Raw genomic sequence first — 25638 nt, 5'->3', positions numbered from 1 at the left:
ATGTTATCTAATGCTTAAAAAAGGCAGCTGCCTATAAGTAGGAGCTGCCTTAAAAATTATATTTTTTCTTTTTGAACAATATTCATATCATCTAAGTTTACAACGCTTATACCTACGTTCGATAGCACATACATATAATTGTCTATAAATACTGCCCTGTAGCCGTAATCAGTGTAATAATCCTCCTGATTTGTTAAATCACTATGGGATATTCTGCATTTTACTTTTATACTGTCATCCTTTATTTCAAGGAGGACTAAACCTCTAAAGGAAGGCATATATGAGTCATCGTCTTTAGTTTCAAATAAATCAAAGGCATAAAGATTATCGTATACTGTAAGAGCCTTGTGATTATATAGTGACTCTGAAAATGTTCCCTTTCCTCCTATTTCAATATTTGCCTTCTCCTTTGGGCTTGATAAATCAGAGATATCAAAAAGTGCTATTTTCATTCCTTTGTTTATAACTCTTTCATCGATATTTCCTGTATCCATACCAAATCCTAAAATATTTTTTGAATCTATAGGGTGAAGATAGGTGCTGTATCCGGGGATTTTTAAGAGGCCTAAAATTTTAGGCTCTTTTGGGTTTTTTAAATCTATTACAAAGAGGGGGTCTACCTGTTTAAAGGTTACCATATAAAGTTTATCCTTATCAAACCTAGTTGAATAAATTCTCTCTGAAGGGGCAATATCCTTAAGGCTTCCTGCTAATTTCATGTTTTTATCGAATACATATAAGCTATTGGTTGTATTTACTTTGTTTTCTGAATAGATATCTTCAGTTGTCGCAATCCTGAAATATCCTTTATATTCATCCATCGAGAATTGATTTATAATAAGGCCATCTGCCTCAGCAAAGGATACATAATTTACTTTATTTTTTAATTCGAACTTATATATAATCGTTTTGTTTTTATAATAAGATACAGAAGCATCGCTTTGATTGTCAGTTCCTTTTTTAATTTCTTCTCCTCTCATTGATGTTAAATAAAGGCTGTCCTTTGACATATACATATTATCAAAATTTCCAAGAATAGCCTCATTAAATATATCAAGTTCATCAAGATTTATTTCAGATATTATTGTAAAATTAGAATCTATATTGTTTTTGTTATACATTATATTTTCAGGGCTGATTTTTTTCTTAACTATATTATCGCCATATTCAATATAGAAGGGTAAAATATCATCACTTTTTTCCTGCCTGTAGAAATAGAAATCTGTCCATTTGTTTGTTACCATATAAAACATGTTATTCTTTACCCTGCTGCTCATTAAGTTTCCTGAAACCTCAAACTGCTTTATCGGCTTAAAATATTGAGGATTAGTTATATCTATAATTGAAACTAAAGTAGAATATATACCAAACCTTATGGGCATAATGCTTACCTTTGAATCCCTTGTAAATGGCTGAAGTTCAGGATTGCCTTGAGAATTATTTGTATTCTTATATCTATTAACTGAAGACATAACAACAAGATATTTTTTGCTTCTTTTTTCATATAAAAACATTTCTCTTACATATATTTCTCTTTGATAATCCTTTTGATATTCAGATGCTTCCTTACCCTCAATGAAATCCTTAGGGTTAAATCTATTAATTACTTCAGCCTTTTTATCTGCTTTAATAACAATAATCTCGTTTTTAAACTGATTTATTGAATATATATATTTACCGTCGGTTTTTATAATATCTGCCTCATCTATTCCTTCAACCTGAACATTAGTATTTGAATGACCGCTTCTATTAGACGATTCCGATTTCATCTGCACACCAAAGTTTAAATCCTCTCCTGCATATTTTCTATCTTTATATATTTCATTAAGCATACTTATCAATTGTTCTTTGCTTTTCAGCCTTTCCATAGAATAATCACTTGAGCTTTCAAGAGTTTTTGATTTGTTTGCTAAAATTGATGTTGTGCTGAAAATAAAGACAAAGACTAAAGCAAAGGCAATAGCAGCTTTAGTTAATATAGGCTTTTTAATTTTTCTGTTATATAAACATCTATTGATTGTTTTATGCTTTAACTCATGGCTTACATTTATTTTATCAAGATCACTTAAATTTAGCTTATCTTTGTCTTCATTCATATATAAAGCCTCCTTCTATAAAATATTTTTTAAGATACTCCCTTGCCCTCATTAGCCTGCTTCTAACCGATGATTCTGATATTCCAATTATTTTAGATATTTCAACGCTGTTATAACCAAAATAGTAATATAGGAGGACTACTTCCTTTAACTTGCTCGGAAGATTTAAAATTGAATTTATTACCTCTTTTTTTTCTATGTTTTCTATTACGCTTTTTTCAATATTTGTAATAGTTTCTCTTTCGAAATTAAAAGATACAATTCTTTTAATCCATGAGCTTTTAAGATAATCCCTGCAGGTATTTATAGCTATTTGAATAATCCATGTTTTCTCACTGCATTCCCCTCTAAAACCATCGATATTTTTAAAAACTTTAATAAAAACTTCCTGAAATAAATCCTGTGCAGCAGCAAAATCTTTAGTATAGACATAGCACATCCTTAAAACGTCATTGCCATAATTATCAATTAACTTTTCTATTTTTTCTGCTTTAGCATCGTTATTTTGCTGATCAGCCAATTTTACCCCTCCTTTACCTATTAGACGAATACTAATTTTAAAACGTTGCATAGAGGGACAGTTAATTATTGTTTATATTTTAAATACAATTAGTACAAGTTATAGAATAGTAAGCAGTTATTAATCTTTATATGGATTACGCTTTTAAAGTCAGTTTAATAATTTATGTTTTACGAATATATTTTAATAGAAAATTATGGTATAATATTTTGTAGTTTAAAAAGTTTAAATATCATAGAGGTGGGTTTTATGTGCGATACATTGGTTGCACTAAGCAATTCAACTAAAAATGGGGCTGTTATTTTTGGAAAAAACAGCGATAGAGAAAAGGATGAGCCCCATGTTGTTATAAGAGTTAAGGGAGAAAAACACGAAAAAGGTAAAAGAGTTAAATGCACATACATTGAAATTCCACAGGCCAATGAAACCTATGACTGTATTTTATTTAAACCCTCCTGTATTTGGGGAGCTGAAATGGGGGTTAATGAATATGGAGTTGTAATAGGTAATGAAGCAGTATTTACAAAGGAAAATCAGGGTAAAGAATCCCTTTTAGGGATGGACATACTAAGGCTTGCCCTTGAAAGAAGTAAAACTGCGATTGAGGCACTGAAAAATATTGTATGTTTTATAAAAAACTATGGACAGGGCGGAAAGTGCGGATATAAAAAAGATTTGAGATATCACAACAGCTATATCATCGCGGATTTTAAGTCGGCCTATAAAATAGAAACTGCGGACAGGCTTTGGGCTATCAAGAAAATCGAGGATTTTGACAGCATTTCTAATTCATTGAGCATAACCGATGATTATGATATGTTAAGCAGCGACCTCGGGGATACCTTTGAATATAAAAATATAATAGGTAGAGAAAAATATAATTTTAAAGATAAGCATGAAAATAAGATTATTGCAAGGATAGCAAAGGGTGATTTAAGACGAAATATAACATATTCATTTTTAAACCAAAAAAAGGGTAAAATTACAGTTGAAGATTTTAAAAACATTTTAAGGCATCATGAAGGAGAGGGCAGCATTTTTAATGGATCTATGAAAAACATCTGCATGCATCAAAAAAGTATAGTTTCAAGCGAGACTACAGGAAGTATGATAGTAGAGCTTATCAACGGAGAAATAAATATATGGGCTACAGGTTCATCCCTGCCATGCCTTTCTACTTATAAGCCTTTATGGTTTGTTGAAAGCGATTCATTCTTTTACGAAAAGGATTTAGATAGGGCTGTAGACTATTGGAAAAAGCAAAGAGAAAGAATAAAAGAAGTAGAAATTGGGAAAATAGACAAAGCTGAATTTATAAAAAACCGAGATGATTTGGAGAGAAGACTTGTGCAAATATCAAAGGAAGCAAAAACTGATGATGAAAAAATAGAGATTATGAAATTTGCATGGAGTTAGAATAATAAAACTTGCCGCCAGAATAGGCGGCAAAAATTTTTTTTGATTTAAAGTTTTACTCAATGTTATGCTAACGCATTTAAATATTTACCGATGTAAACATACTGTGTTATATAAGCAGTGGTACCTAAAAATTGTATTCCTTCAGGCTGAAGATAAAAAATGCTTCCAATCTGTTTCAAGTCGGGAGAGTTAGCCTTTATTATATTGCTCACCGTTAAATTGCTCGAACTAAAAGTAGAAACTACATTTTGTATCATATTTTAATTCACCTTCATGCTTGTTTATTACATTACAAAATATTTATCGGAATTTATAAGGTCTTCAATAGGTTTGTTAAGATAATTAAACAAAATAAGTAACCGTCCCCCTTTTTCAAACTTTTTCGCATGTAAGATTAAGGCTGCTTTTTACATAATTCCTTCTTAAAAGAAACAAAAAGGATGAGAAGAACCTTCCGCCTGCCACAATTAAAAGCGCTGTTTTTATGTCAGTAAGCCTGTATATATACATTCCTATAAAGGGTGCAACAATAAGGGTAAGATTTATGCAAAGATTATAAAGTGCGATGTAGGATGTTCTGTTTTCCCTTGGAGATACTTCATATAGTGAATTTATTAAAAGAAGCTGTACGCCAGAGAAGGCAAACCCTATAATTCCTGTAAAATATGCAACATGTATTATGTGTGTTGAAAATGAGTAAAACAGAGGACAAAGCCCTGCACCAAAGGCTGAAAGGGCTAAAGATATGGCGTTTCCCTTCTTGTCAGAAAACTTTCTCCAAAATATATATCCAATGGTCATGCAAATTCCGTTAACCGTTGATATTATTCCTGCCCACATCTCATTTGTATGAAGATAATCTACTTCATAGGTTAAAAACAGAGGCCATCCCATCTGCCAAGTAAAATGGAATATTATAACGCATATCATATAAAGCATATAGGGCTTTTCTTTAAGCATACTTTTTAACATTTTAAAATTGATTCTTTCATTTTCACTCTTAACCTCTGCAAAGTTTCCTTTTTTATTATCCCTGTGAAAATATAAGGATAGGACTTCAAATATACCTATTACAAAGGCAATTATAAAAACTATCTGATAATAGTGTATTAGCTGATTTTTGGAATTTGAAAGCTTATGAAGAAGAATTCCGGCTGTTAAAGTAACTGCTGTTCCTATAATAGTTGATATGCTGCTTCTTTGGGATAAAACTTTTGAACGTTTAGATGGTGAGAAAATGTCTGCAAAGAAGGACTGCCAGAAAAATGTTGCGATGGAGCCAGAAAAGTTCATTGCGCCATATAATAAAACGAAGGCTGCTGCCCTATATCCATCAGGAAGAAATGGAACCAGTGCCATAAGTATATAAAAACTTCTTGTAATTAAATAAGATAATGAAGTTACCTTTTTCTTGTTCTTACATGAAAGTATTAAAGGTGTGCTCAGAAGTATTCCAAGTATGCTGAATGCTGCTGGAAGAGAATTAAGCATTGAAACTAAATAATCGCTGGCATTAAGACGTTTTACAAAAAGTCCTGCAAAGGAAGTAACAAGATTTACAGCTATTATTTGAAGTGCACCATTTATATTATTAAGTCTTATGTTCAAACTTTCATCCTTTAATTTATTCAAAATAAAACCCCCTTTAAATCCACCCAAGGTTATTATATCATTTTAAAATTTAATTACAAAATAAAAAGAAAAGCTTTATAAAAAGTTCAAAAAATAATATTAGCTGTGAATATATTAAGGAATATAATGGTAAAATCATAATAGTATGAAATTTCATATCAAATTCTAATATGAATTTGCGAAATTATATTAAATTATTTTATTGCTTGTAAACTTTCTATCACTTTACTAAAATTATAATTGAGACAAAAGATTTGCTGCAAAAGGCAGCATTAAGGGAGATAGGCTATGATTGAAATAGAAGGTACAGTTGTAAGCATAGTATATAGAAACGATGAGAATGGATATACAGTGGCTAAGGTAAAGCATGGAAGGGACACGGATTCGGTTGTGGGCTACATGCCTTTTTTAAGTGAAGGGCAGAAGGCAAAATTCTGCGGCGAGTGGACAATACATAAGACCTTTGGACAGCAGCTTAAGGTTGAGAGCTTTGAAGAAATTATGCCTGCAACATTGGAGGGAGTTGAAAAATATCTATCGAGTGGTCTTATAAAAGGCATTGGACCTGCAACTGCAAAAAGGATAGTAGAAAAGTTTGGAATGGATTCCCTCGATATAATAGAGATGAACCCGGGAAGGCTTACAGAAATTGAAGGAATAGGTGAAAAGAGGGCTCAATCAATAGCAGAGGCCTTTAAAGAACAGAGGGAACTTAGAGAGGTTTTAGTTTCCCTGCAAAGCTATGGTATATCAGTAACCTATGGTTTGAAAATATATAAAAGATATGGAAAAGAAACCTTTAATATAATAAAAGAAAATCCTTACAAGCTGTGCGATGATATAAGCGGAATAGGTTTTAAAACTGCTGATAGAATAGCAAGAAATCTTGGGGTGGATTTAAATTCAACCTATAGAATAATGGCTGGTATAAAGTATATATTATCAGGATGCATAGCAAATGGACATGTATATCTGCCTAAGCTGACACTTTACGATGAGTGTGTAAAACTATTAAATGTTCCCATTGAAATAATTGAAGAGGCTCTTATATCCCTTATGACCTCAAAACAGGTTATTTGTGATGATATAGAGGGGGAAACAGCTGTTTATTTATCTTCCCTGTTTTATTCAGAGCTTGGTGTTGCAAGAAGGCTTGTTGAGTTTTCTCTTCAAAAGATAGGGGAGGATTTTAAAGATATTGAAGATGATATTAAAGAGTATGAAAAATTAAATAATATAGAGTTTGCAACAGAGCAGAAAGAGGCAGTTATAGAATCCGTTAAAAATGGGGTATGTATTATAACTGGAGGGCCGGGCACAGGTAAGACTACAATAATAAAGTGCATTATAGAAATATTTAAAAAAAGAGGAATGGAAGTTGTACTTGCAGCGCCAACGGGAAGGGCTTCTAAGAGAATTACCGAGGCAACTGGGTATGAAGCTAAAACTATTCATCGTCTTCTTGAAATGGAATATACCTCTGAGGATAGTTTCCCTGTATTTACAAAGGATGAGGCTGACCCCTTAGAGTGCGATGCTGTAATAATAGATGAAGCTTCTATGGTTGATATACTTTTAATGAACTCTCTTTTAAAGGCAATGCCCCAAGGGTGCCGGCTTATAATGGTTGGAGATGTCGATCAGCTCCCATCTGTAGGTCCTGGAAATGTTTTAAGGGATATAATAGACAGCCATGCTATAAGCGTTGTAAGACTTAATAGAATATACAGGCAGGCAGATGAGAGCCTTATAGCAGTAAATGCCCACAGAATTAACAGCGGAGATATGCCTATATTAAACGACAGGGAAAAGGATTTTTTCTTTATACAAAAGGGAAATTCACAGGATATGGTTGAGGAAATTGTAAGGCTTGTAGATTCGAGGATTCCATCCTTTAAAGAAGGTTTTGATCCAATGAGGGATATACAGGTTTTATCTCCAACAAGAAAGGGAGAAGTGGGAATATATAACCTTAATATTAAGCTTCAGGAGGTTTTAAATCCAAAGTCAAGCAAAAAAGGTGAAAAACAGTTCAGGGATTTTACCTTCAGGGTTGGGGATAAGGTTATGCAGATTAAAAACAACTACAGCCTCAAATGGCAGAGCATATCTAATGAATCTGAAAGTGGCATGGGAATTTTTAATGGAGATATTGGATTTGTTGAGAGTGTGGACAGCGAAAATCAAAATCTTACTGTAATATTCGATGATGATAAAAGGGTTGTTTATGACTTTTCAAATTTAGACGAGCTTGAAATGGCTTATGCTGTAACTATTCATAAAAGTCAGGGATGTGAATTTCCTGTGGTAATAATCCCAGTATTTTTCGGACCGCCTATGCTGCTGACGCGCAATCTTATATATACTGGAGTTACAAGGGCTAAAAAATTAGTTGTACTTGTAGGGGTAAGGGCAGCCCTTTCAAACATGATAAACAACAACACAATAGCACAAAGGTATACAGGCCTTAAAAAAAGAATATTAGCGATGGTAAATGCTATAAGATAGGATGTGCTTAATATGGAAGTTGTTATATATAAAGCAAAACAAAAGGAAGAATATATATACGATATGTCTTTAAATCCCGATGTGGACTATAAAATCCTAAAGGATACGAGAAAAATAACTTCCTTAACAGTGATAACGCCAAATATACCTATTGAAACTGCAGAGAAAATTTTAAAAAGCATTTACGGTGTTTCAGGGATAATAGGGAAACTCATTCCATCTCAAGACTTTTTAATAAACAATTCCCTGAAAAAGTTTAATATTAATAAAATAAAAAAGGAAATTGATTCTCAGGGCAGAATTGATAAAAACTTACTTTCAACAGTTGAGCAGTATATAAAGGGCAGGATGATAAGCATAAGACAGCTTATAAATTTAAAAAGCTTTATTAATTTAAATACAGAAGAAATAATAGACTGTGTTCAGGCTCTATACTGTGAAAGAAGAATTAAAATGATACCAGCGGTTAGAACAATAAAGTATGTTAAAAACTGCTCTTTTTGTCAAAAGGAACCCTGTAAAAGTTGCAGGTTTGGGTTTTTAGAGGATGATATACTTTTGTATGCTGCGGATAATTATAATCTAAAGAGCATAAAAAAAGCAGTATATAAAAAGATAAATCTTACAAAACCTTTAAAAGATTTTTCGGATGAGTTTTCAGCGTTTATCAAATCAAAAAAGGACTATGCCATACTTCATTGTGCCCCTAATTCCTTTGAGTATGAAGGAATAGCTGCAGGAGCTGCAGAGGTTATAAAAAGCGGGGGGAGGATACTTTATACAGCTTCACCCTTTGAAATACAAAGAGCAGCTAAAGCCTTTGAAAGCAGCATAAGAGATATTAATATAGGTTTTTCAGGAAGTATAAACTACAGGCTTTTAGATGAGGATTTGGTTGTTGATTCAATAAATAATAATACACCTTTTTACAAGTCCTTTGATGTTGTTATATTCGACAGAAGGTTTTCCTTTATAGATGAAAATATAGAGGATGCAGAGAAGATGTGCAAAAGAGCAGTAAAAGAGAGGGGAAAGTTTGTAATAATTACAAGCTTTGTTTCAAAGGATAAATATGGTTTTTCAAGTCCTATTATTATTTCACTGCCTGTTCTTAAAACCAAAAATCCTATCCCTGAGCCAAGAATAGTTCTATCAAGATTTATAAAGGGAGAGGAATTTTATCTTCCGCCTTTGGCAGTTGATATTATAAATCTATCGCTTAGAGAGGATACAGGTATTATTCTCTTTGTTCCTGATGAAAATACATTAGATAAGGTCTATAATTATTTATTATTTTATGAAAGATATGAGGATACTTTAATTGATATCTCAACTAAAAGGTATAAGGAAGCCATATTAAAGTTAAAAAGAAAGGAAATTAAAATACTTATATCATCGGATTTTAAAGATGTTATAAATTTAAGCAGCGATGTTAATGTTATAGTTATAAACAGCGATGATAAGGTATACGATTGTGAAACTCTGATAAATATGTGTGCTGCAGCATCGAGCAGCACAGACAAAAAAACAGGGGAGGTTATATTTGTTGCTTCAAATGAAACTGAGAGGATGTCTTTAGCAAAGTCTCAGATAAGAAACATGAACAAACTATCTTGGGAGAGAGGATATTTGAAAAGATAGCATTTTTATTTGAGTGCTTTATTGATATCATATTTCCCAGAGCTTCTTATTGTACTGTATGTAAAAAAATAATATCTGATGATAAATATTATCTTTGCTCTACGTGCAAAGGACAGATAAAGCTAATAGATTTGCAGTGCAGAAGGTGCGGAAGTATTATAGATTTAATGCCCTGTAAGTACTGCAAAGATTTTGAAGGATGCTATGATGAAGCATACTCTGTCTGTTTATATGAAGGGCTTGTTAGAAATATGATACACAAGTTAAAATATGGCGATAACAGGGATTTAGCAGTAACAATGGCTCATATGATATATGATATACTATATAAAAATGATGTACACTATGATTTTATAACCTTTGTTCCTTCGACGAAAAAAAGGGATAAAAAAAGAGGTTACAACCATTCAAAGCTTATTGCAATTGAACTTTCAAATATAACAGGAAAACCTGTAAAGGATATACTGAAAAGGATAAAAGATACGAAACCTCAGATATTGTTTAATAGTAAGGTTAGATGGTATAATGTTAAAGACGCTTTTGCCTGTCAAACCGATATAAAGGGAAAGACTGTTCTTCTTGTGGATGATGTAATAACAACAGGAGCAACGGTAAGCTTTTGTGCAAAGGCTCTCAAGGAAAAGGGTGCTGTAAAAGTTATTGCTGCATCCTTTGCAAAATCGAGTATATGTTAAAAATTTAAACTATCAGGTCTGTGGTTGAAAGTCGATGCCAGTCGCAGGCGAAACGATCCACGTAAGTCAAACAAAGTTTGATGAGCATGGTGCGGTTTAGAAGTAAGTCCTGCCGGTAAAACCGAGAGAGGGATTCGTGATGGGAATGCACCTTGAGCAAAACCTCCAGCAGGCGGGTGTGGGGTCAAAGACCAGGTCAGCTGATAGTTTAAGTTTTAAAAGACCGGATTTCCCGGTCTTTTTTTAATATAAAAGAAATAAAAGTATATAATAATAATATAAATTGTGTTACTTAAAATAATATATTTGTTCGGTTGTATAAATATATCCCCCTGTAATCCACAATTTTTAAGTTTCTTAAATTATACTTATAGCAAGTTATGCACAGATTTATTAACATTATCCACAGGTTGTTGCCAACATATCAACAGGGGAACGTTTGAGGTTAAAAGTATATTAATTATGTTAAATGTTATAGAATATTCATTTAGCAAAATAAATATACAGTTAACAGAAACCATTTATGTAGAACAGAATGTACAAATTAGCTGAAAATTGCAAAAAAATGTGAGAAACTGAGAGGAATGTACATAATATAAAAATAAGGTCATAAAGCGCTAAAAGTAAGACTTGAAGTATTTAGTGCAAAATAATAGAATATATATAAAATACAAAATATTTAAGGCATTCCCTTATAATATATGAAAGGGGTAGATTTTATGAAATTAACTGTTACTGGGAAGAACATAGCTTTGACAAATGCTCTAAAGGACATAGTGGAAAAGAAGATGGGCAAACTTGATAAGTATTTTGATCCTGATGTGGAGGCCCATGTTACATTAAGTGTCCAAAAAAATATTCAGAGAATTGAGGTTACTATCCCATTCAACGGCGTAATATTAAGAGGGGAAGAATCAACCGAGGATATGTATTCATCCATAGACAATGTAATTGAAAAGATTGAAAAGCAGATTATTAAACATAAGACTAAACTTGAAAGAAAAATTCATGAGGGAACATTAAGATTTTCAGATATACCTTCAGCCGCTTTTGATGAGGATGATGAACCTAAAATCGTAAAGACTAAAAAATTTGCTATAAAGCCTATGGATGTTGAGGAAGCAGTGCTTCAGATGGATTTAATAGGACATAACTTCTATGTATTTATGAATGCAGACACAGAAGAAGTAAACGTTGTATATAAGAGAAAAGATGGAAACTATGGATTGATAGAACCTGAATTTTAAGGATGGCTCAGCCATCCTTTTTTACTGCTTATTTTTTAGTATCTTAATGAATTAACAAAAATTTGACATAACCGAAATTCTTGTTAATTGATTATGAAGTTCTTAAATGATATAATCAATTTATCATGAGTAAAGAAGGTGAAAATATGGGATTTTTAGAGAAAATCTTTGGAAGCTACAGCGACCGAGAGATTAAAAGGATTATTCCAATAGTTGATAAGATAGAAGCCCTTGATAGCAAAATGCAGTCTTTATCCGATGAGGAACTTAAAAATAAGACCTTTGAGTTTAAAGAAAGACTTCAAAAAGGTGAAACCCTCGACGATATTCTTCCCGAGGCCTTTGCTGTTGTCAGAGAAGCATCGGTTAGAACTCTTGGAATGAAACATTTCAGGGTTCAGCTTATGGGTGGTATAGTACTTCATCAGGGAAGAATTTCAGAAATGAAAACCGGTGAAGGTAAAACCCTTGTTGCAACTCTGCCGGCCTATCTTAATGCTTTAACTGGCAAGGGTGTTCATATCGTTACTGTAAACGACTATCTTGCAAAGCGTGACAGAGAATGGATGGGAAAAATCTATGAATTTTTAGGACTAACTGTTGGGGTTATAACCCATGAACTTGATAATATGCAAAGAAGAGCTGCTTATAACTGCGATATAACCTATGGAACTAACAATGAATTTGGGTTTGATTATTTAAGAGACAACATGGTTATTTACAAAGAGGAGATGGTTCAAAGGGAACTTAATTTTGCAATAATAGACGAGGTTGACTCTATACTTATTGATGAAGCAAGAACTCCTCTTATAATATCCGGTGCCGGTGAAAAATCAACCCAGCTTTATAAGGTTGCAGATACCTTTGTTAGAATGCTTAAAGACGGCGACTTTGAAGTTGATGAAAAGCAGCATGCAGTAACATTGTCCGAGAGCGGAGTTGAAAAGGCTGAAAGATTTTTTAATCTTGAAAACTATGCAGATGCTGAAAATATGGAAATACAGCATCATGTTATACAGGCTCTTAAAGCTCATCATCTTATGAAAAAGGAAATAGACTATATAGTTAAAGATGGGGAAGTCCTTATAATCGATGAGTTTACAGGAAGAATAATGTATGGAAGACGATACAGCGATGGACTTCATCAGGCGATTGAGGCAAAGGAAAATGTAAAAGTTGAAAGGGAATCTAAAACCCTTGCTACTATAACCTTTCAAAACTATTTCAGGCTTTATAATAAAATATCTGGTATGACAGGTACAGCCCTTACCGAAGAGGCTGAATTCAGAGAAATTTACGGGCTTGATGTAGTTGTAATTCCAACAAACAAGCCTATGCAAAGAATTGATTATCCTGATGTTGTATATAAAACAGAGGAGGCCAAGTTTAAAGCTATTGTTGATGAAATAGTTGAAACCCACAAAAAAGGCCAGCCTGTTCTTGTTGGAACGATAAGCATTGAAAAGTCAGAGGTAGTTTCTGAAATGCTTAAGAAAAAAGGTGTGCATCACCAAGTCTTAAACGCTAAATATCACGAAAAGGAAGCAGAAATAATATCCCATGCAGGCGAAAAGGGTATGGTAACTATTGCAACTAACATGGCAGGCCGTGGTACAGATATTAAACTTGGAGATGGAGTTGTTGAGCTTGGAGGGCTTAAGATAATAGGTACCGAAAGGCATGAGTCAAGACGTATAGACAATCAGCTGAGAGGCCGTTCCGGCCGTCAGGGAGATCCTGGTTCATCAAGGTTTTATATATCCCTTGAGGATGATTTAATGAGACTCTTTGGCTCAGAAAAGCTAAAGGATATGGTTGAAAGACTTGGACTTCCGGATGATGAGGCAATTGAGAGCAAGATGGTTTCTAATGCAATAGAACAGGCTCAAAAGAGAGTTGAAGGAAATAACTTTGATGTAAGAAAGACACTCCTTCAATACGACAATGTAATGAACAAGCAAAGAGAGATAATATACAGTCAAAGAAGAGCTGTTCTTGAGGGAGAAAACGTTAGGGATAATATTATATCCATGATTAAGGATATAATAGATGCTGCTATATCATCCCATATGTCCGATGACAGGCATAGAGAAGAATGGGATTTAAAGGGCTTTTTAAGGTATTTAGAGGATATATTCCTTCCAAAGGGAGCATTATCCTTGTCAGAGCTTGAATCTATGTCAAAGGAAGATATAAAGGAAAAACTGTTTGACATCGCAGTAAAGTTATATGAACAAAAAGAGGAAGAAATAGGAGAGCAGATGAGAGAAGTTGAAAGAGTTGTTCTCCTAAGAAGCGTTGATTTAAAATGGATGGATCATATAGATGCTATGGATCAGCTGAAACAGGGCATGGGACTTCGTGCTTACAGACAAAGAGATCCAGTTCAGGAATACCAGTTTGAAGGTATGAACATGTTTGATGAGATGATTTACAGCATAAAAGAGGAAACTATAAAATTCCTTTATAGAATAAAGGCAGAGAAAAAGGTAGAAAGGGAGAGGGTTGCAGAGCCTACTTCAACTAACTACGATGATTCTGTAAAGAGAGAGCCTATAAGAAAGGAAAAGAAGGTAGGAAGAAACGATCCGTGTCCATGCGGCAGCGGAAAGAAATATAAAAACTGCTGCGGGAAAAATGCATAATTGTTCTTAATATTTAAGAGGCGGCAATTTGCCGCCTCTTAAATATTGTTTGAAATATTTATTTCTGCTGCATCGAGGGGATCGACAGTTATAACCTCAATGCCTTTTTCTGTTAGTATTTCAACCTGCTTATCATCTGCTCCAGAATCGGTAATAAGGTATGATATTTTATTTAAATCACCGCTAATAAAGTTGTGTTCGACACCTATCTTAGAGCTGTCAGCAACAACGATTACAGGGCCGCTGCATCTTTTCAGCATCATCTGATTTACTGCAGTTTCCTGAAGAACTGATGTTGTAATACCTGTTTTAGTGCTTATTCCGCTTACGCCCATAATACACTTATTAGCTACAACTTTTGATAGAATATGAGTAGCAAATTCTCCAACCATTGACTGCTTTCTCTCATAAACTTCTCCTCCGGTTAAAACGAGTTCAACCTTTGGATCCCTTTGTACTTGAAGTGCTTTTCCATTGTTAGTAATTACTATTACATGTTTGTTTTGCAGGTATTTTAAAACAAGCAGTGCTGTTGAACTTGAGTTCATGAATATAGTATCGCCATCTTCTATTATGCTTGCAGCTTTTTTTGCTATTGCAAGCTTTTGAAAAATATAATTTCTTGATGAAGCGCTAAGGCTTGGATCATCTCCTAATGCACCTTCGATTAAGGTTGCGCCTCCATAAAATCTTTCTACTATCCCCTTTTCTTCAAATATCTGAAGATCACGTCTTATAGTAATAGGTGATACATTAAGCAATTCGGAAAGAGTTTCAACCTTTGCTGTTTTATGCTCATTTAAATACTGGAGTATTAATTGCTGTCTTTTGCATACTACACCTTTACTGTTTTTCATAATAACCACCTCTATATAATTTTCATATAATCTAAAATATGAATATGTTGATATTCAATCAATAAAATGAACAATAAATTTCTCGTGATTATATTATATGTTATTTTACGATTAAAATCAATCATAAAACAATTCAAAATGATATATTTTAAAAATATTTAATAGTAATTTATAAATTATATATTGAAAAAGTTCAAAAAAATAGTTATTATTGTAGTATAAACAAACATAAAACAGATATATCAATCATAAAACGGACAATATATGATTGATGCGAAAAATAAAAGATAAAGATGGATGTGTAAAATCCTGTTAATCAAGAACTGTGTGAAAAGAACAAAAAAATAATTATATGATTGTTTGAGGAGGATAATAAATGGCTAAAATTGATCAAATAACTAGAGAATCATGGATTCTAAGCACATTTCCAGAATGGGGTACATGGCTTAATGAAGAAATTGAGCAGGAAGTAGTAAAGCCAGGAACCTTTGCTATGTGGTGGCTTGGATGTACAGGCATATGGGTGAAAACAGAAGGGAACACTAATATATGTATCGATTTCTGGTGCGGAAGCGGTAAAAAGACAAAATCAAATCCATATATAGATCCACAGCATCAAATGGCAAGAATGTGCGGAGGGAAAAAACTTCAGCCTAATCTTAGAGTTTCTCCATGTGTACTTGATCCTTTTGCAATTAAAGAAATAGATGCAGTATTATCAACGCATTATCATAATGATCATATAGATGTTAATGTTGCAGCAGCTGTTATGAAAAATTGTTCAAAGGATGTTCCTTTTATTGGGCCAAAGTATTCAGTTGAAAAATGGATTGAATGGGGAGTACCAAGTGAACGCTGCATAACAGTTAAGCCTAATGATGTTGTAAAAATAAAAGATATAGAGATTGTGGCATTAGAGTCCTTTGACCGTACAGCGCTTATTACCTCACCTCCAAATGGTGATATAAGAGGAAGAATGCCTGATGATATGGATGAAAAGGCAGTTAATTTCCTTATAAAAACTCCTGGAGGGAATATATATCACAGCGGTGATTCCCATTATTCAAATTATTATGCAAAACATGGAAATGACTATGAAATAGATGTCGCTTTGGGTTCCTTTGGAGAAAACCCAAGAGGAGTAACAGATAAAATGACAGCATCTGATATTTTAAGAATGGCAGAAGCTTTAAATACAAAGGTAATAATTCCTTTTCATCATGATATATGGTCTAATTTTCAGGCTGACCCAGCTGAGATAGCTATGCTTTATGAGATGAAAAAGCACAGACTTCAATATAAATTCAAACCATTTATATGGCAGGTTGGAGGAAAGTTTGTATTTCCAGATGATAAGGATAATAGGGAATATCATTACCCAAGAGGCTTTGAGGACTGCTTTGAAAACGAAATAAACATTCCTTTTACTTCGTTCCTATAATAAAATAATAATTTATGTGTGGAGGATAAAATGTTTAAGGAACTATTAGAGAAAAAAAGATATTCCTTTCATGATGGATTTGAATCATGGGAGGAAGCAATAGCAGCAGCTTGTAAGCCGCTTATTGAAGATGGTGCAGTGCTTGAAGACTATGTGGATTTAATAATAAAAAACGTAAAAGAGTATGGACCATATATAGTAATTGCCCCTGACATTTGCATTCCTCATGCTCAGGAAGGAAGAGGAGTAAATGAAACAGCTGTATGCCTTATGAAAACTAAAAAACCTGTGCATTTCAGTGACAGTCCTGAACATGATGCTCGATTGTTTTTCGTATTAGCTTCAACGGATAACAGTATTCACCTGCAAAACCTATCAGAGCTTGTTGAATATCTATCCGATGAAAGCATGGTTAAAAAGCTTCTTGAAGCTGAATCGGTTGAAGATATTAAAGCTCTTATTTAACAAACGTAAATTAAAGTTATATTTTAACTTTAAAATAAGAAAAATAATAGAGGGGGAAAATTTATGAACATTATTATGACAATATGGGGATTTTTTCAGAATAATATCCTCACAAAACCTGCTTTTTTCGTTGGTTTTATAGTTTTAATAGGATACCTTCTTTTAAAACGACCTTTTTATGAAGCATTAGCAGGATTTATTAAGGCAACGGTTGGTTATCTTATTTTAAATGTTGCAGCTGGCGGACTTGTTAACAATTTCAGACCAATACTTGCAGTACTAAAAGATAGATTTAATTTAACAGCAGCAGTTATAGACCCATATTTTGGTCAGGCAGCTGCTCAGGCCGCAGTTGAAAAAGCAGGCAAGTCATTTTCAATGATGATGGTAGTTCTTCTTATAGCATTTATATTCAACATAGTACTTGTTCTTCTTAGAAAATGGACAAAAGTACGTACAGTGTTTATTACAGGACATATAATGGTGCAGCAGTCTTCAACAGCACTTTGGATGGTATTTTTCTGTTTTCCACAGCTTAGCAATGCTGGTGTTGTAACTATGCTTGGACTTTTACTTGGAACATACTGGGCAGTTGCTTCTAATTTAACGGTTGAGGCATGTCAGGAGCTTACAGAAGGTGGAGGATTTGCAGTTGGCCATCAGCAGATGTTCGGAATTTGGCTTACAGATAAAATAGCAGGTAAAATAGGCAAAAAAGGAAAGAAACTTGAGGATTTAGAGCTTCCAGGATTCTTATCGATATTTAATGAAAATGTTGTTGCAACTGGAATTTTAATGCTTGTATTCTTTGGAATTATTATGACTATATTAGGACCTGAACTGCTTCATAAAATAGACAACACCTTTGGTAAGACTCAAAATTTCTATTTCTATATAATTGAAAAATCCTTTAATTTTGCAGTTTACTTAAGCATATTACAGCTTGGAGTTAGGATGTTCGTTTCAGAACTTACAGAATCCTTCCAAGGTATTTCAAATAGGCTTCTTCCAGGTTCAATACCTGCCGTTGACTGTGCAGCAACTTATGGCTTTGGCCATCCAAATGCTATAACAATAGGATTTTTATTTGGAGCTTTAGGGCAATTCTTAATGATAATAGGACTTATAGTATTCAAGAGCCCAGTATTAATAATAACTGGATTCGTTCCAGTGTTCTTTGACAACGCTACCTTTGCAGTATTTGCAAATAAAAAGGGAGGATTAAAGGCAGCAGCGATTATTCCCTTCATATCAGGTATATTACAAGTATTAGGAGGAGCATTCGCAGCATACTTCTTTGAACTTGCAAAATTTGGGGGATGGCATGGCAATTTTGACTGGGATACAGTATGGCCAATCATTGGAGTAATAATGAAATATGGTAAATATGCCGGCGTCGCTGTTGTAATTCTTTTACTTCTATCTATTCCTCAATTCCAATATAGAAAGAATAAAGATCATTACTTTACAATTGCAGAAGACTATGAGTCATATGCATCAAGCATATCCAAGTAATATATAAAATAGTTCTGGAGGTATAAAAATGTTAAAAGTTATAGCAGCTTGTGGAAGTGGAATGGGTTCAAGCCAGATTATAAAAATGAAAATAGAAAAGATTTTTAAGAAACTTGGAATATCTGTTCAAATTCATCATAGCAGTGTTAGTGAAGCGAAGAACCTTGCTTCAAATTATGATGTTGTATTTTGCTCAGAAGCGCTAAAAGGAAATTTTGCAAATGCCGCTGCAAATGGAACTATAGTAATAGGACTTAAAAATCTTTTATCTGAACAGGAAATAGAGCAGAAGATTATTGAAAACGTTGTTAATAAAAAATGATTATAACTTTATGCATCATCGGAACATTTAATGTTCCGATGATGCATTTATAAAATAAAAAGGGAGCTGAATTTATGAAATTTGAGAAGAAAACATTAGCAGATCTTCATAGATGTTATGCTGTAAGCAGTTTTGATGTTAATTCTGAAAGAAAAATATTTTTTGCAACCGAGGGAGAGGGAGCATGTTATATGTTCTCAGGTTCCGATTTTAAACAATCAACAGTATGGGATGGACCAGGAGGAACTATGTCTATTGTACCTATTCCGGAGAAAAATGGAGATTTTCTTGCTGTTCAAAACTTTTTTCCAACATTCAGATCAGAAAATGCAACGATTGTATGGGGAAAACCCTTGGAAAATGGAGAATGGGATATAAGGACTGTTCTAAGTCTTCCTTATGTTCATCGTTTTGATATATTAACTTCAGGTGGAGTTAATTATTTTATTGGAGCAACTTTGTGTACATCAAAGAAGGACAAGGATGATTGGTCAGATCCTGGCAAAATATATGTTGGTGTGCTTCCTGATGACCTTTCACAGCCAATTAAGCTTACGGTTATAAAGGAGGGATTAACAAAGAACCATGGATACTGCAGGGCTTTATGGAATGGAAGAACTGCAGGAATGGTAACTTGTGAAGAAGGAGTTTTTGCTGTTATTCCTCCAAAATCAAAAGGAGAAGAGTGGACTATTGAAACTGTTTTGGAAAAACCTGTAAGCGATATTGCAATAATTGATATAGATGAAGATGGAATTGATGAACTTATAACTATTGAGGCCTTTCATGGAGGGAATTTCGTTATAAATAAGAAAGTTGGAGAAAAATATGAAGAAATTTATAGATATCCAAAAGAGATGGATTTTGGACATGTAGTATGGGGCGGAATGCTAAGGGGAATTCCAACGATAATAGGCGGATATAGAAGATTTGAAAAGGAACTTTTCTACATTCAATGTGAAAGCAAAAACCCATTAACTTTTAAAACAGGTGTTATCGAAGCTGGGACAGGCCCAAGCAACATTTATGTAATAAATGATAAAGATAGAGATATTATAGTTTCTGCAAATCGTGAAATAGGAGAAGCAGCACTATACTTTGTAACAGATTAATAGAATAGAAGGTGATACTATGAAAGATTACTTACTTGGACTTTATGAAAAATCGATGCCAAATTATCTTTCATGGAAAGAAAAACTTACTTGTGCAAAGGAAGCAGGCTTTGATTTTGTTGAAATCAGCATAGATGAAACCGATGAAAAACTTGCACGACTTAATAGTAAAAAAAGTGAAAGATTTGAAATTATAAAAGATATCTATGAGGTTGGAATTCCAATACGCACTATGTGCTTGAGCGGTCACAGAAAATATCCCCTTGGAAGCTCTAATGAGTCTGTAAGAAAAAAAAGCATTGCAATAATGGAAAAGGCAATTGAATTTGCCTGTGATATCGGCATTAGAATAATACAAATTGCAGGTTATGATGTTTACTATGAGGAATCGAGCAGTAGCACAAAGGAGTATTTCTTAAAAAACCTTAAAAAGTGCGTTGAGATGGCGGCAAAAAAAGGAGTAATACTTGCATTTGAAACTATGGAAACGGAATTTATGAATACTGTCAGCAAAGCTATGCATTATGTAAATAAAATAAATTCTCCATATCTTAAGGTGTATCCTGATGCTGGGAATATTACAAATGCAGCAGTATTATACAATGAATGTGTAATTGATGATATAAAAAAAGGAAAAGGACATATTGCTGCTGTACATTTAAAAGAAACTGTACCTAATAAATTCCGAGAGATTCCTTTTGGGACAGGTCATGTTGATTTTGAGAACATAATTAAAACATCATGGGATTTAGGAGTTAGAAAATATGTTGCTGAGTTTTGGTATACAGGAAATGAGAATTGGATGGATGAAATTAAAAATGCAAGAAAATTTATGGATGAAAAGTTTAAAAGGGCTTTAAATTCTGATATTTTAATTTAAGGAGGCTTTAAAATGCTTGAGAAGATTAAAGATAGGGTTCTGAAAGCTAATCTTGAACTGCCAAAAAGAAATCTTGTAGTATATACTTGGGGGAACGTTAGTGAAATAGATAGAGAAACAGGTTTGGTTGTAATAAAGCCAAGCGGTGTTGATTATGAAAATATGACTGCAGAGGATATGGTAGTTGTTGATTTAGAAGGGAATGTGGTAGAGGGAAAACTTAGACCATCCTCTGATACTCCAACCCATATCGAGCTTTATAAAGCCTTCTCGGAAATTGGAGGAATTGTTCATACTCATTCACATTGGGCGACAATATGGGCACAGGCAGGTATGTCTATTCCAGCTATGGGAACTACTCATGCAGATTATTTTTATGGGGAAATTCCATGTACAAGACCATTAAAAGATGATGAAATACTGGGTAGCTATGAAAAGGAAACTGGTAAGGTAATAATTGAAACTTTTAAAGGGAAAAACCCTATGCATACTCCGGGAGTTATAGTAAATGATCATGGTCCTTTCTGCTGGGGCAAGGATGGGAAAGATGCTGTACACAATGCTGTTGTTTTAGAGGAAGTAGCAAGTATGGCATATCATACAATTGCTTTAAATTGTAAAGACAAAGGTGCGGATAAAATTTTAATAGATAAACATTTTTTAAGAAAGCATGGAGAAAATGCTTATTATGGGCAAAGATAAATATTTATGTTAAGAACCTTTATTTTGATAGAGGTTCTTTTTTTACGAATTACTTGTTTTAAAAAATCTTCTATTATATAATAAACTAAGTAAATTGAAAGGATGGTGGCAGTATGCATATAGCTTTTGAAGAATACTATGCAGCAATAGGCCCTATGAAGGAGATTTTAAAAGAAGTGGGGGCTTCTCTTTGACATACCTGGGCTGAAAAATGAAATAGACGAACTTGAAAATAAGATGCAGCAGGCAGATTTTTGGAACGATATTGAAAACGCTCAAAGAGTTGTTCAAAAGTCTAAGGCATTAAAGGATAAGGTTTCAAAATATGAGAGCCTTTTAAGCAGAATTGAGGATTTAGAGGTTTTAATTGAGCTCTCCGATGAATCTGAGGATTTATCTACCCTTGATGAAATAAAATCAGAAAAGGAAGAAATTGAAAAGAGAATTGAAGAGCTTAGAATAGAAACTCTCTTGTCGGGAGAATATGATAGAAATAATGCAATAATAACTATTCATGCAGGAGCAGGAGGAACTGAAGCCTGTGACTGGGCATCCATGCTTCTTAGAATGTATAGCAGGTGGGCTGTAGCAAAGGGATATACTGTGAATACTCTGGATTATCTTCCGGGCGATGAAGCTGGAGTTAAAAGTGTAACCCTTGAAATTATAGGAGAATATGCCTATGGATATTTAAAATCGGAAAAGGGAGTGCACAGGCTTGTTAGAATTTCTCCCTTTGATGCGGCAGGGAAAAGACATACATCCTTTGCTTCTCTCGAAGTTTTACCAGAGATAACCCCAGAGCAGGATATTGAAATAAGAGCTGAGGATTTAAAGGTTGATACCTACCGCTCTGGAGGAGCAGGGGGACAGTATGTTAATAAGACAGAATCTGCAATAAGAATTACTCATATACCAACGGGAATAATAGTACAGTGCCAGAATGAGCGTTCACAGCATGCAAACAGGGAAGCTGCAATGAAAATGTTAAAGTCAAAGCTTATAGAACTTAAAGAAAGAGCACATAAAGAAAAGATTGAGGATTTGACAGGAGAACTTAAGGATATAGGCTGGGGAAGCCAGATACGCTCCTATGTATTCCAGCCCTATACTATGGTAAAGGATCATAGAACAGGTGCAGAGATTGGTAATATACAGTCTGTAATGGACGGGGAAATAGATGAATTTATTAATGCATACCTAAAATGGCAGGCAGCAGGCGGCAATTAATTTGCCGCCTTAATATTTTTTTGCAGGAGTTTGTCACTTGTCAACTGGGTGGCACTTTTTTTTAAGGTAAAGGGCTGCTCTTATTCCTGCTGAAATTAAAATTATTGCAGAAAATATAAAAGCTTCTACGGGGATATGATGTTTATTATTAAACTGTGAGGATACCATCACTATGTCCCTGTATTTTAAAAATGCCTCGGCTGCAGTATAGACTTCTTTAATTCTTTTTACATCAACGTTTTCTAAAGTGTCATTGGGTGTGTGGATTTTTGTTATGTTGTCGTGAATTAAAGTTACAGCATCTATTCCTGCACGGCAAAGGGGGGCGTGGTCGCTGTTATCATCGTACATTAATTTAGTGCTTACTTTAGGAGATATAATTTTAAAAAGCTGCGATGAAAATTCAGCCCTGCTTTCAAGGGAAAGGATTGAAAGGGGTGCTTTATCAATTGAACCTACCATGTCAAAGTTTATACACTCAGCTCCTTTTATATCTATTGGGGGATTTTCAGTAAAATATTTTGAACCAATAAGACCTTCTTCTTCCCCATTAAATGCTGCAAATATTATAGTTCTTTTTTGATTTGAACTTTTTAAAACTCTCGCACATTCAAGAAGAAGAGCAGTACCAGAGGCATTATCAAGGGCGCCGGGGTATATTTTCCCGTCAGCATCAAATCCAACATGGTCAAAGTGTGCGGATAAAATTACAGGAGGAAGGTTTTTATCGCTTCCTTCGAGTATTCCAATTACGTTGCTTGCATAAACCTTTTTGACTTCAACAGGGCTTTTGATATAAAAGCTGTATCCTAAGGATGAGTATTTTAAAATTTCGTTTAATATGTTTTTTGAAATCATAAGTTTAACTATTCCATCGTCATAGGTTTTTTGAAGCTTGTAGGGAGAGCGGAATCTGAAATTCATGTTGGTTGTATATAACACAGCCTTTATTCCGCTTTTTTTTAATATTAAATCTTGGCTGTATTCAAGGGAGTTTTCACCAAATCCTCCTTCTATTATTTCTATTGTTCCTTCGTTATTGTCTGATTTTATTTTTCCAACAACTTCTCCCTTAACAGATGCTCCATATATAAGCTCCTTAAAATCCTTTCCATATTCATATTCTTTAACTGTTTTGCCGCTTTTATCTATAACCTTTAATCTGCAATCTCCAGTTATAAATGGTACTATTATTTCAAACTTTTGATAGAATGTATTGTTATCTCCTCCTTCTTTTAGCCCTAAACTTTTAAAATATGATGAAATATATTCTGCAGCAAGAGCATTTCCCTTATCTCCTGCAAGCCTGCCTCGATATTTATCGCTGCTAAGTATTTTAATTGTATTTTTAATGTTTTCTGTATTAAAATCCTGTGGGTAAGCAGCTGCAGAGGTAAAAATTAAAAATATAATTATGAAATAAATAGTTTTTTTAATCTTCATTTAATCACCTCGATAAAATATATGCAAATGCTTTTAATATCATCAATTTATTTTTAGTTGAATATAATATTTAATGAAGCATTTTGTGAGGTAAGGTTATGGAGGAGAAAAAATTAAACTCAGATATTGAAAGGAAAGATTGTTGTGATGATAAAGAAGAAAATAATAGAGATATAGATATAGATGAATTGGTAAAAATAGTTGCTCAAAATACCTTTTATGATGAGGCAGAAGGCGTTGAAATAGGAGACTGTTTTAATGAAAATATTTTAAGTTCTGTATGTTATGGCATTAAAGATGGGAAAAAGGTTGCATACTTTCCCTGCGATACCTGCAAAACTAAAAAGGCTATTATTGAAGAGTATAACAGGGTTTGTATAAAGGAATATATTCCTCCGTATATAGATAAGGACTGCAGGGATTATAAAATAGCCCTTGTTATAGAAAAAATAGATGACTGCATAATTGAAAAGGCCTTTACTTACCTTGTATATAGAACAAGCATAGATGAGATATTAAGATGTATAGATGATCCTGAGTGGAAAAAACAGGCAGAAGCTCTTTTGCGTTCCACAGGTTTTAAATGCTTTATAGATGAGAATTTCGGTAAGTTTACTAAACAGAGGATTATAGATATGCTCTTTGATGTTAATTTCTGCTATTTTGATGGGTATTATAAAAGGAATCTTTGCGAAAGCGAATGTGTTTTAATGGTTAAATACTATATAGTTCAGGTTTTAAGAAACAGGATAAAAGAAAGTCTTTATAAAATTGCTAAACTTATAGAGCTTGAGCTTGAATATAAAATTGCAGTAATAGAAAGCGAGATTAGATATCTTATAAAATGTATACTCCAAGAAATACTTATAACCCCTATTCCAGCAGCAAACTATAACATAGAATCCTTCAATAAAATAGGGAGCTTAACGGATATATTAAAGATATTAGACGGTATATCAGGTAAAGAAGGGTGCTGCGGGAAGCATGACCAGAGAAATGATTTCAGGCATATAAGGGATACTATAAGAAAATATGAGAAGGTTATTAGAACGACTCTCGATATATTAAATAAAAAAATTCTCGAGTATGAGAAACTTATAGACCAAAGGGCGTTTATAGTTGGAATTACTGGAATTTGTGATAGAAAAGGCTTGATGACGGAGGGCAGATTTGAAAAATCACCAATTATAACTCCGCCAGTGCCAATAGTTGTAGTAAATCCAATAAAAAAGTAGAATAATTGTATTGCTTATATTATATAAAATATT

General features: G+C 33.5%; 21 protein-coding genes. 15 read left to right on the top strand and 6 right to left on the bottom strand.

Annotated elements, in window-relative coordinates:
- Positions 1-56: 56 nt before the first annotated feature.
- Entirely contained in the window at positions 57-2096 is a 2040-nt protein-coding gene (locus B5D15_RS00215; protein WP_078695089.1) for a beta-propeller domain-containing protein, read from the bottom strand.
- Positions 2089-2616, bottom strand: a complete 528-nt coding sequence (locus B5D15_RS00210; RefSeq protein WP_242948654.1) for a sigma-70 family RNA polymerase sigma factor — start codon at positions 2614-2616, stop codon at positions 2089-2091. Before B5D15_RS00210 ends, B5D15_RS00215 begins: the two co-directional genes overlap by 8 nt.
- A 249-nt stretch (positions 2617-2865) precedes the next feature.
- Between B5D15_RS00210 and B5D15_RS00205 the strand changes: the two genes are divergently transcribed.
- The gene (locus B5D15_RS00205) at positions 2866-4032 is read left to right on the top strand and encodes a peptidase C69 family protein (RefSeq protein WP_078695087.1); all 1167 of its coding nucleotides are present in this window, start codon (positions 2866-2868) and stop codon (positions 4030-4032) included.
- Between the two features lie 65 nt (positions 4033-4097).
- On the opposite strand, the gene B5D15_RS00200 is transcribed toward B5D15_RS00205, so the two are convergent.
- Together B5D15_RS00200 and B5D15_RS00195 are read right to left on the bottom strand one after the other, a co-directional pair.
- On the bottom strand, positions 4098-4292 hold the full coding sequence (locus tag B5D15_RS00200; protein ID WP_078695086.1) for a hypothetical protein: 195 nt from the start codon (positions 4290-4292) through the stop codon (positions 4098-4100).
- Positions 4293-4407: 115 nt separating this feature from the next.
- Positions 4408-5667, bottom strand: a complete 1260-nt coding sequence (locus tag B5D15_RS00195; RefSeq protein ID WP_179122129.1) for an MFS transporter — start codon at positions 5665-5667, stop codon at positions 4408-4410.
- A 288-nt stretch (positions 5668-5955) separates the two neighbouring features.
- On the opposite strand from B5D15_RS00195, the gene recD2 reads away from it, so the two are divergent.
- From recD2 to secA, 5 genes are all read left to right on the top strand, one after another.
- Positions 5956-8175 carry an SF1B family DNA helicase RecD2 gene (gene recD2, locus B5D15_RS00190; RefSeq protein ID WP_078695084.1) on the top strand — a complete coding sequence of 740 codons (2220 nt, stop codon included), beginning with the start codon at positions 5956-5958 and terminating at the stop codon, positions 8173-8175.
- Positions 8176-8187: 12 nt separating this feature from the next.
- On the top strand, positions 8188-9816 hold the full coding sequence (locus B5D15_RS00185) for a hypothetical protein (protein ID WP_078695083.1): 1629 nt from the start codon (positions 8188-8190) through the stop codon (positions 9814-9816).
- Positions 9789-10511 (top strand): ComF family protein, encoded by a 723-nt coding sequence (locus B5D15_RS00180; protein ID WP_078695082.1) that lies wholly within the window; start codon positions 9789-9791, stop codon positions 10509-10511. Before B5D15_RS00185 ends, B5D15_RS00180 begins: the two co-directional genes overlap by 28 nt.
- 719 nt (positions 10512-11230) lie before the next feature.
- Positions 11231-11758 (top strand): ribosome hibernation-promoting factor, HPF/YfiA family, encoded by a 528-nt coding sequence (gene hpf / locus B5D15_RS00175; protein ID WP_078695081.1) that lies wholly within the window; start codon positions 11231-11233, stop codon positions 11756-11758.
- A 146-nt stretch (positions 11759-11904) separates the two neighbouring features.
- The gene (gene secA / locus B5D15_RS00170; RefSeq protein ID WP_078695080.1) at positions 11905-14403 is read left to right on the top strand and encodes a preprotein translocase subunit SecA; all 2499 of its coding nucleotides are present in this window, start codon (positions 11905-11907) and stop codon (positions 14401-14403) included.
- A 38-nt stretch (positions 14404-14441) separates the two neighbouring features.
- Here secA and B5D15_RS00165 read toward each other — a convergent pair whose 3' ends face one another.
- Positions 14442-15260, bottom strand: a complete 819-nt coding sequence (locus B5D15_RS00165) for a DeoR/GlpR family DNA-binding transcription regulator (RefSeq protein ID WP_078695079.1) — start codon at positions 15258-15260, stop codon at positions 14442-14444.
- 376 nt (positions 15261-15636) lie between these two features.
- Between B5D15_RS00165 and ulaG the strand changes: the two genes are divergently transcribed.
- The 8 genes from ulaG to prfB all read left to right on the top strand — a co-directional run bounded on the left by ulaG (position 15637) and on the right by prfB (position 22927).
- A complete protein-coding gene (gene ulaG, locus B5D15_RS00160; protein ID WP_078695078.1) occupies positions 15637-16701 on the top strand; it encodes an L-ascorbate 6-phosphate lactonase in 1065 nt (354 codons plus the stop codon).
- Between the two features lie 30 nt (positions 16702-16731).
- Complete coding sequence (locus B5D15_RS00155; RefSeq protein WP_078695077.1) at positions 16732-17166, top strand: PTS sugar transporter subunit IIA; 435 nt, start codon at positions 16732-16734, stop codon at positions 17164-17166.
- Between the two features lie 63 nt (positions 17167-17229).
- Positions 17230-18681: a PTS ascorbate transporter subunit IIC gene (locus B5D15_RS00150; protein ID WP_078695076.1), complete on the top strand. Its 1452-nt coding sequence runs from the start codon at positions 17230-17232 to the stop codon at positions 18679-18681.
- 28 nt (positions 18682-18709) lie between these two features.
- Positions 18710-19003, top strand: a complete 294-nt coding sequence (locus tag B5D15_RS00145) for a PTS sugar transporter subunit IIB (protein ID WP_078695075.1) — start codon at positions 18710-18712, stop codon at positions 19001-19003.
- A gap of 74 nt (positions 19004-19077) precedes the next feature.
- Entirely contained in the window at positions 19078-20115 is a 1038-nt protein-coding gene (locus tag B5D15_RS00140) for a hypothetical protein (protein WP_078695074.1), read from the top strand.
- Between the two features lie 19 nt (positions 20116-20134).
- Positions 20135-20995, top strand: a complete 861-nt coding sequence (locus tag B5D15_RS00135; protein ID WP_078695073.1) for an L-ribulose-5-phosphate 3-epimerase — start codon at positions 20135-20137, stop codon at positions 20993-20995.
- Positions 20996-21007: 12 nt separating this feature from the next.
- Positions 21008-21697: an L-ribulose-5-phosphate 4-epimerase gene (gene araD, locus B5D15_RS00130; RefSeq protein ID WP_078695072.1), complete on the top strand. Its 690-nt coding sequence runs from the start codon at positions 21008-21010 to the stop codon at positions 21695-21697.
- A gap of 113 nt (positions 21698-21810) precedes the next feature.
- A protein-coding gene (gene prfB, locus B5D15_RS00125) for a peptide chain release factor 2 (RefSeq protein WP_179122128.1) occupies positions 21811-22927 on the top strand; the annotation gives its coding sequence in 2 pieces (ribosomal slippage) (positions 21811-21888 and positions 21890-22927; 1116 coding nt in all).
- Between the two features lie 33 nt (positions 22928-22960).
- Here prfB and B5D15_RS00120 read toward each other — a convergent pair.
- Positions 22961-24370: a M28 family metallopeptidase gene (locus B5D15_RS00120; protein WP_078695070.1), complete on the bottom strand. Its 1410-nt coding sequence runs from the start codon at positions 24368-24370 to the stop codon at positions 22961-22963.
- 98 nt (positions 24371-24468) lie between these two features.
- Between B5D15_RS00120 and B5D15_RS00115 the strand changes: the two genes are divergently transcribed.
- Complete coding sequence (locus tag B5D15_RS00115; protein WP_078695069.1) at positions 24469-25605, top strand: hypothetical protein; 1137 nt, start codon at positions 24469-24471, stop codon at positions 25603-25605.
- Positions 25606-25638: the final 33 nt, after the last annotated feature.

Origin of the sequence: Caloramator quimbayensis (genome assembly GCF_900167605.1) — a bacterium.
In the GTDB taxonomy this organism is placed as follows: Bacteria; Bacillota; Clostridia; order Clostridiales; family Caloramatoraceae; genus Caloramator_B; species Caloramator_B quimbayensis.
The sequence above is the reverse complement of the archived record's forward strand: the minus strand, read 5'-3'. Positions and strand labels throughout refer to the sequence as shown.

Excerpts from the sequence above, each read along its gene's own strand:
- B5D15_RS00215 (WP_078695089.1), bottom strand. The coding sequence starts at position 2,096 with ATGAATGAAGACAAAGATAAGCTAAATTTAAGTGATCTTGATAAAATA.
- B5D15_RS00205 (WP_078695087.1), top strand. The coding sequence starts at position 2,866 with ATGTGCGATACATTGGTTGCACTAAGCAATTCAACTAAAAATGGGGCT.
- B5D15_RS00200 (WP_078695086.1), bottom strand. The coding sequence starts at position 4,292 with ATGATACAAAATGTAGTTTCTACTTTTAGTTCGAGCAATTTAACGGTG.
- recD2 (WP_078695084.1), top strand. The coding sequence starts at position 5,956 with ATGATTGAAATAGAAGGTACAGTTGTAAGCATAGTATATAGAAACGAT.
- B5D15_RS00185 (WP_078695083.1), top strand. The coding sequence starts at position 8,188 with ATGGAAGTTGTTATATATAAAGCAAAACAAAAGGAAGAATATATATAC.
- hpf (WP_078695081.1), top strand. The coding sequence starts at position 11,231 with ATGAAATTAACTGTTACTGGGAAGAACATAGCTTTGACAAATGCTCTA.
- secA (WP_078695080.1), top strand. The coding sequence starts at position 11,905 with ATGGGATTTTTAGAGAAAATCTTTGGAAGCTACAGCGACCGAGAGATT.
- B5D15_RS00165 (WP_078695079.1), bottom strand. The coding sequence starts at position 15,260 with ATGAAAAACAGTAAAGGTGTAGTATGCAAAAGACAGCAATTAATACTC.
- ulaG (WP_078695078.1), top strand. The coding sequence starts at position 15,637 with ATGGCTAAAATTGATCAAATAACTAGAGAATCATGGATTCTAAGCACA.
- B5D15_RS00155 (WP_078695077.1), top strand. The coding sequence starts at position 16,732 with ATGTTTAAGGAACTATTAGAGAAAAAAAGATATTCCTTTCATGATGGA.
- B5D15_RS00150 (WP_078695076.1), top strand. The coding sequence starts at position 17,230 with ATGAACATTATTATGACAATATGGGGATTTTTTCAGAATAATATCCTC.
- B5D15_RS00145 (WP_078695075.1), top strand. The coding sequence starts at position 18,710 with ATGTTAAAAGTTATAGCAGCTTGTGGAAGTGGAATGGGTTCAAGCCAG.
- B5D15_RS00140 (WP_078695074.1), top strand. The coding sequence starts at position 19,078 with ATGAAATTTGAGAAGAAAACATTAGCAGATCTTCATAGATGTTATGCT.
- B5D15_RS00135 (WP_078695073.1), top strand. The coding sequence starts at position 20,135 with ATGAAAGATTACTTACTTGGACTTTATGAAAAATCGATGCCAAATTAT.
- araD (WP_078695072.1), top strand. The coding sequence starts at position 21,008 with ATGCTTGAGAAGATTAAAGATAGGGTTCTGAAAGCTAATCTTGAACTG.
- B5D15_RS00120 (WP_078695070.1), bottom strand. The coding sequence starts at position 24,370 with ATGAAGATTAAAAAAACTATTTATTTCATAATTATATTTTTAATTTTT.
- B5D15_RS00115 (WP_078695069.1), top strand. The coding sequence starts at position 24,469 with ATGGAGGAGAAAAAATTAAACTCAGATATTGAAAGGAAAGATTGTTGT.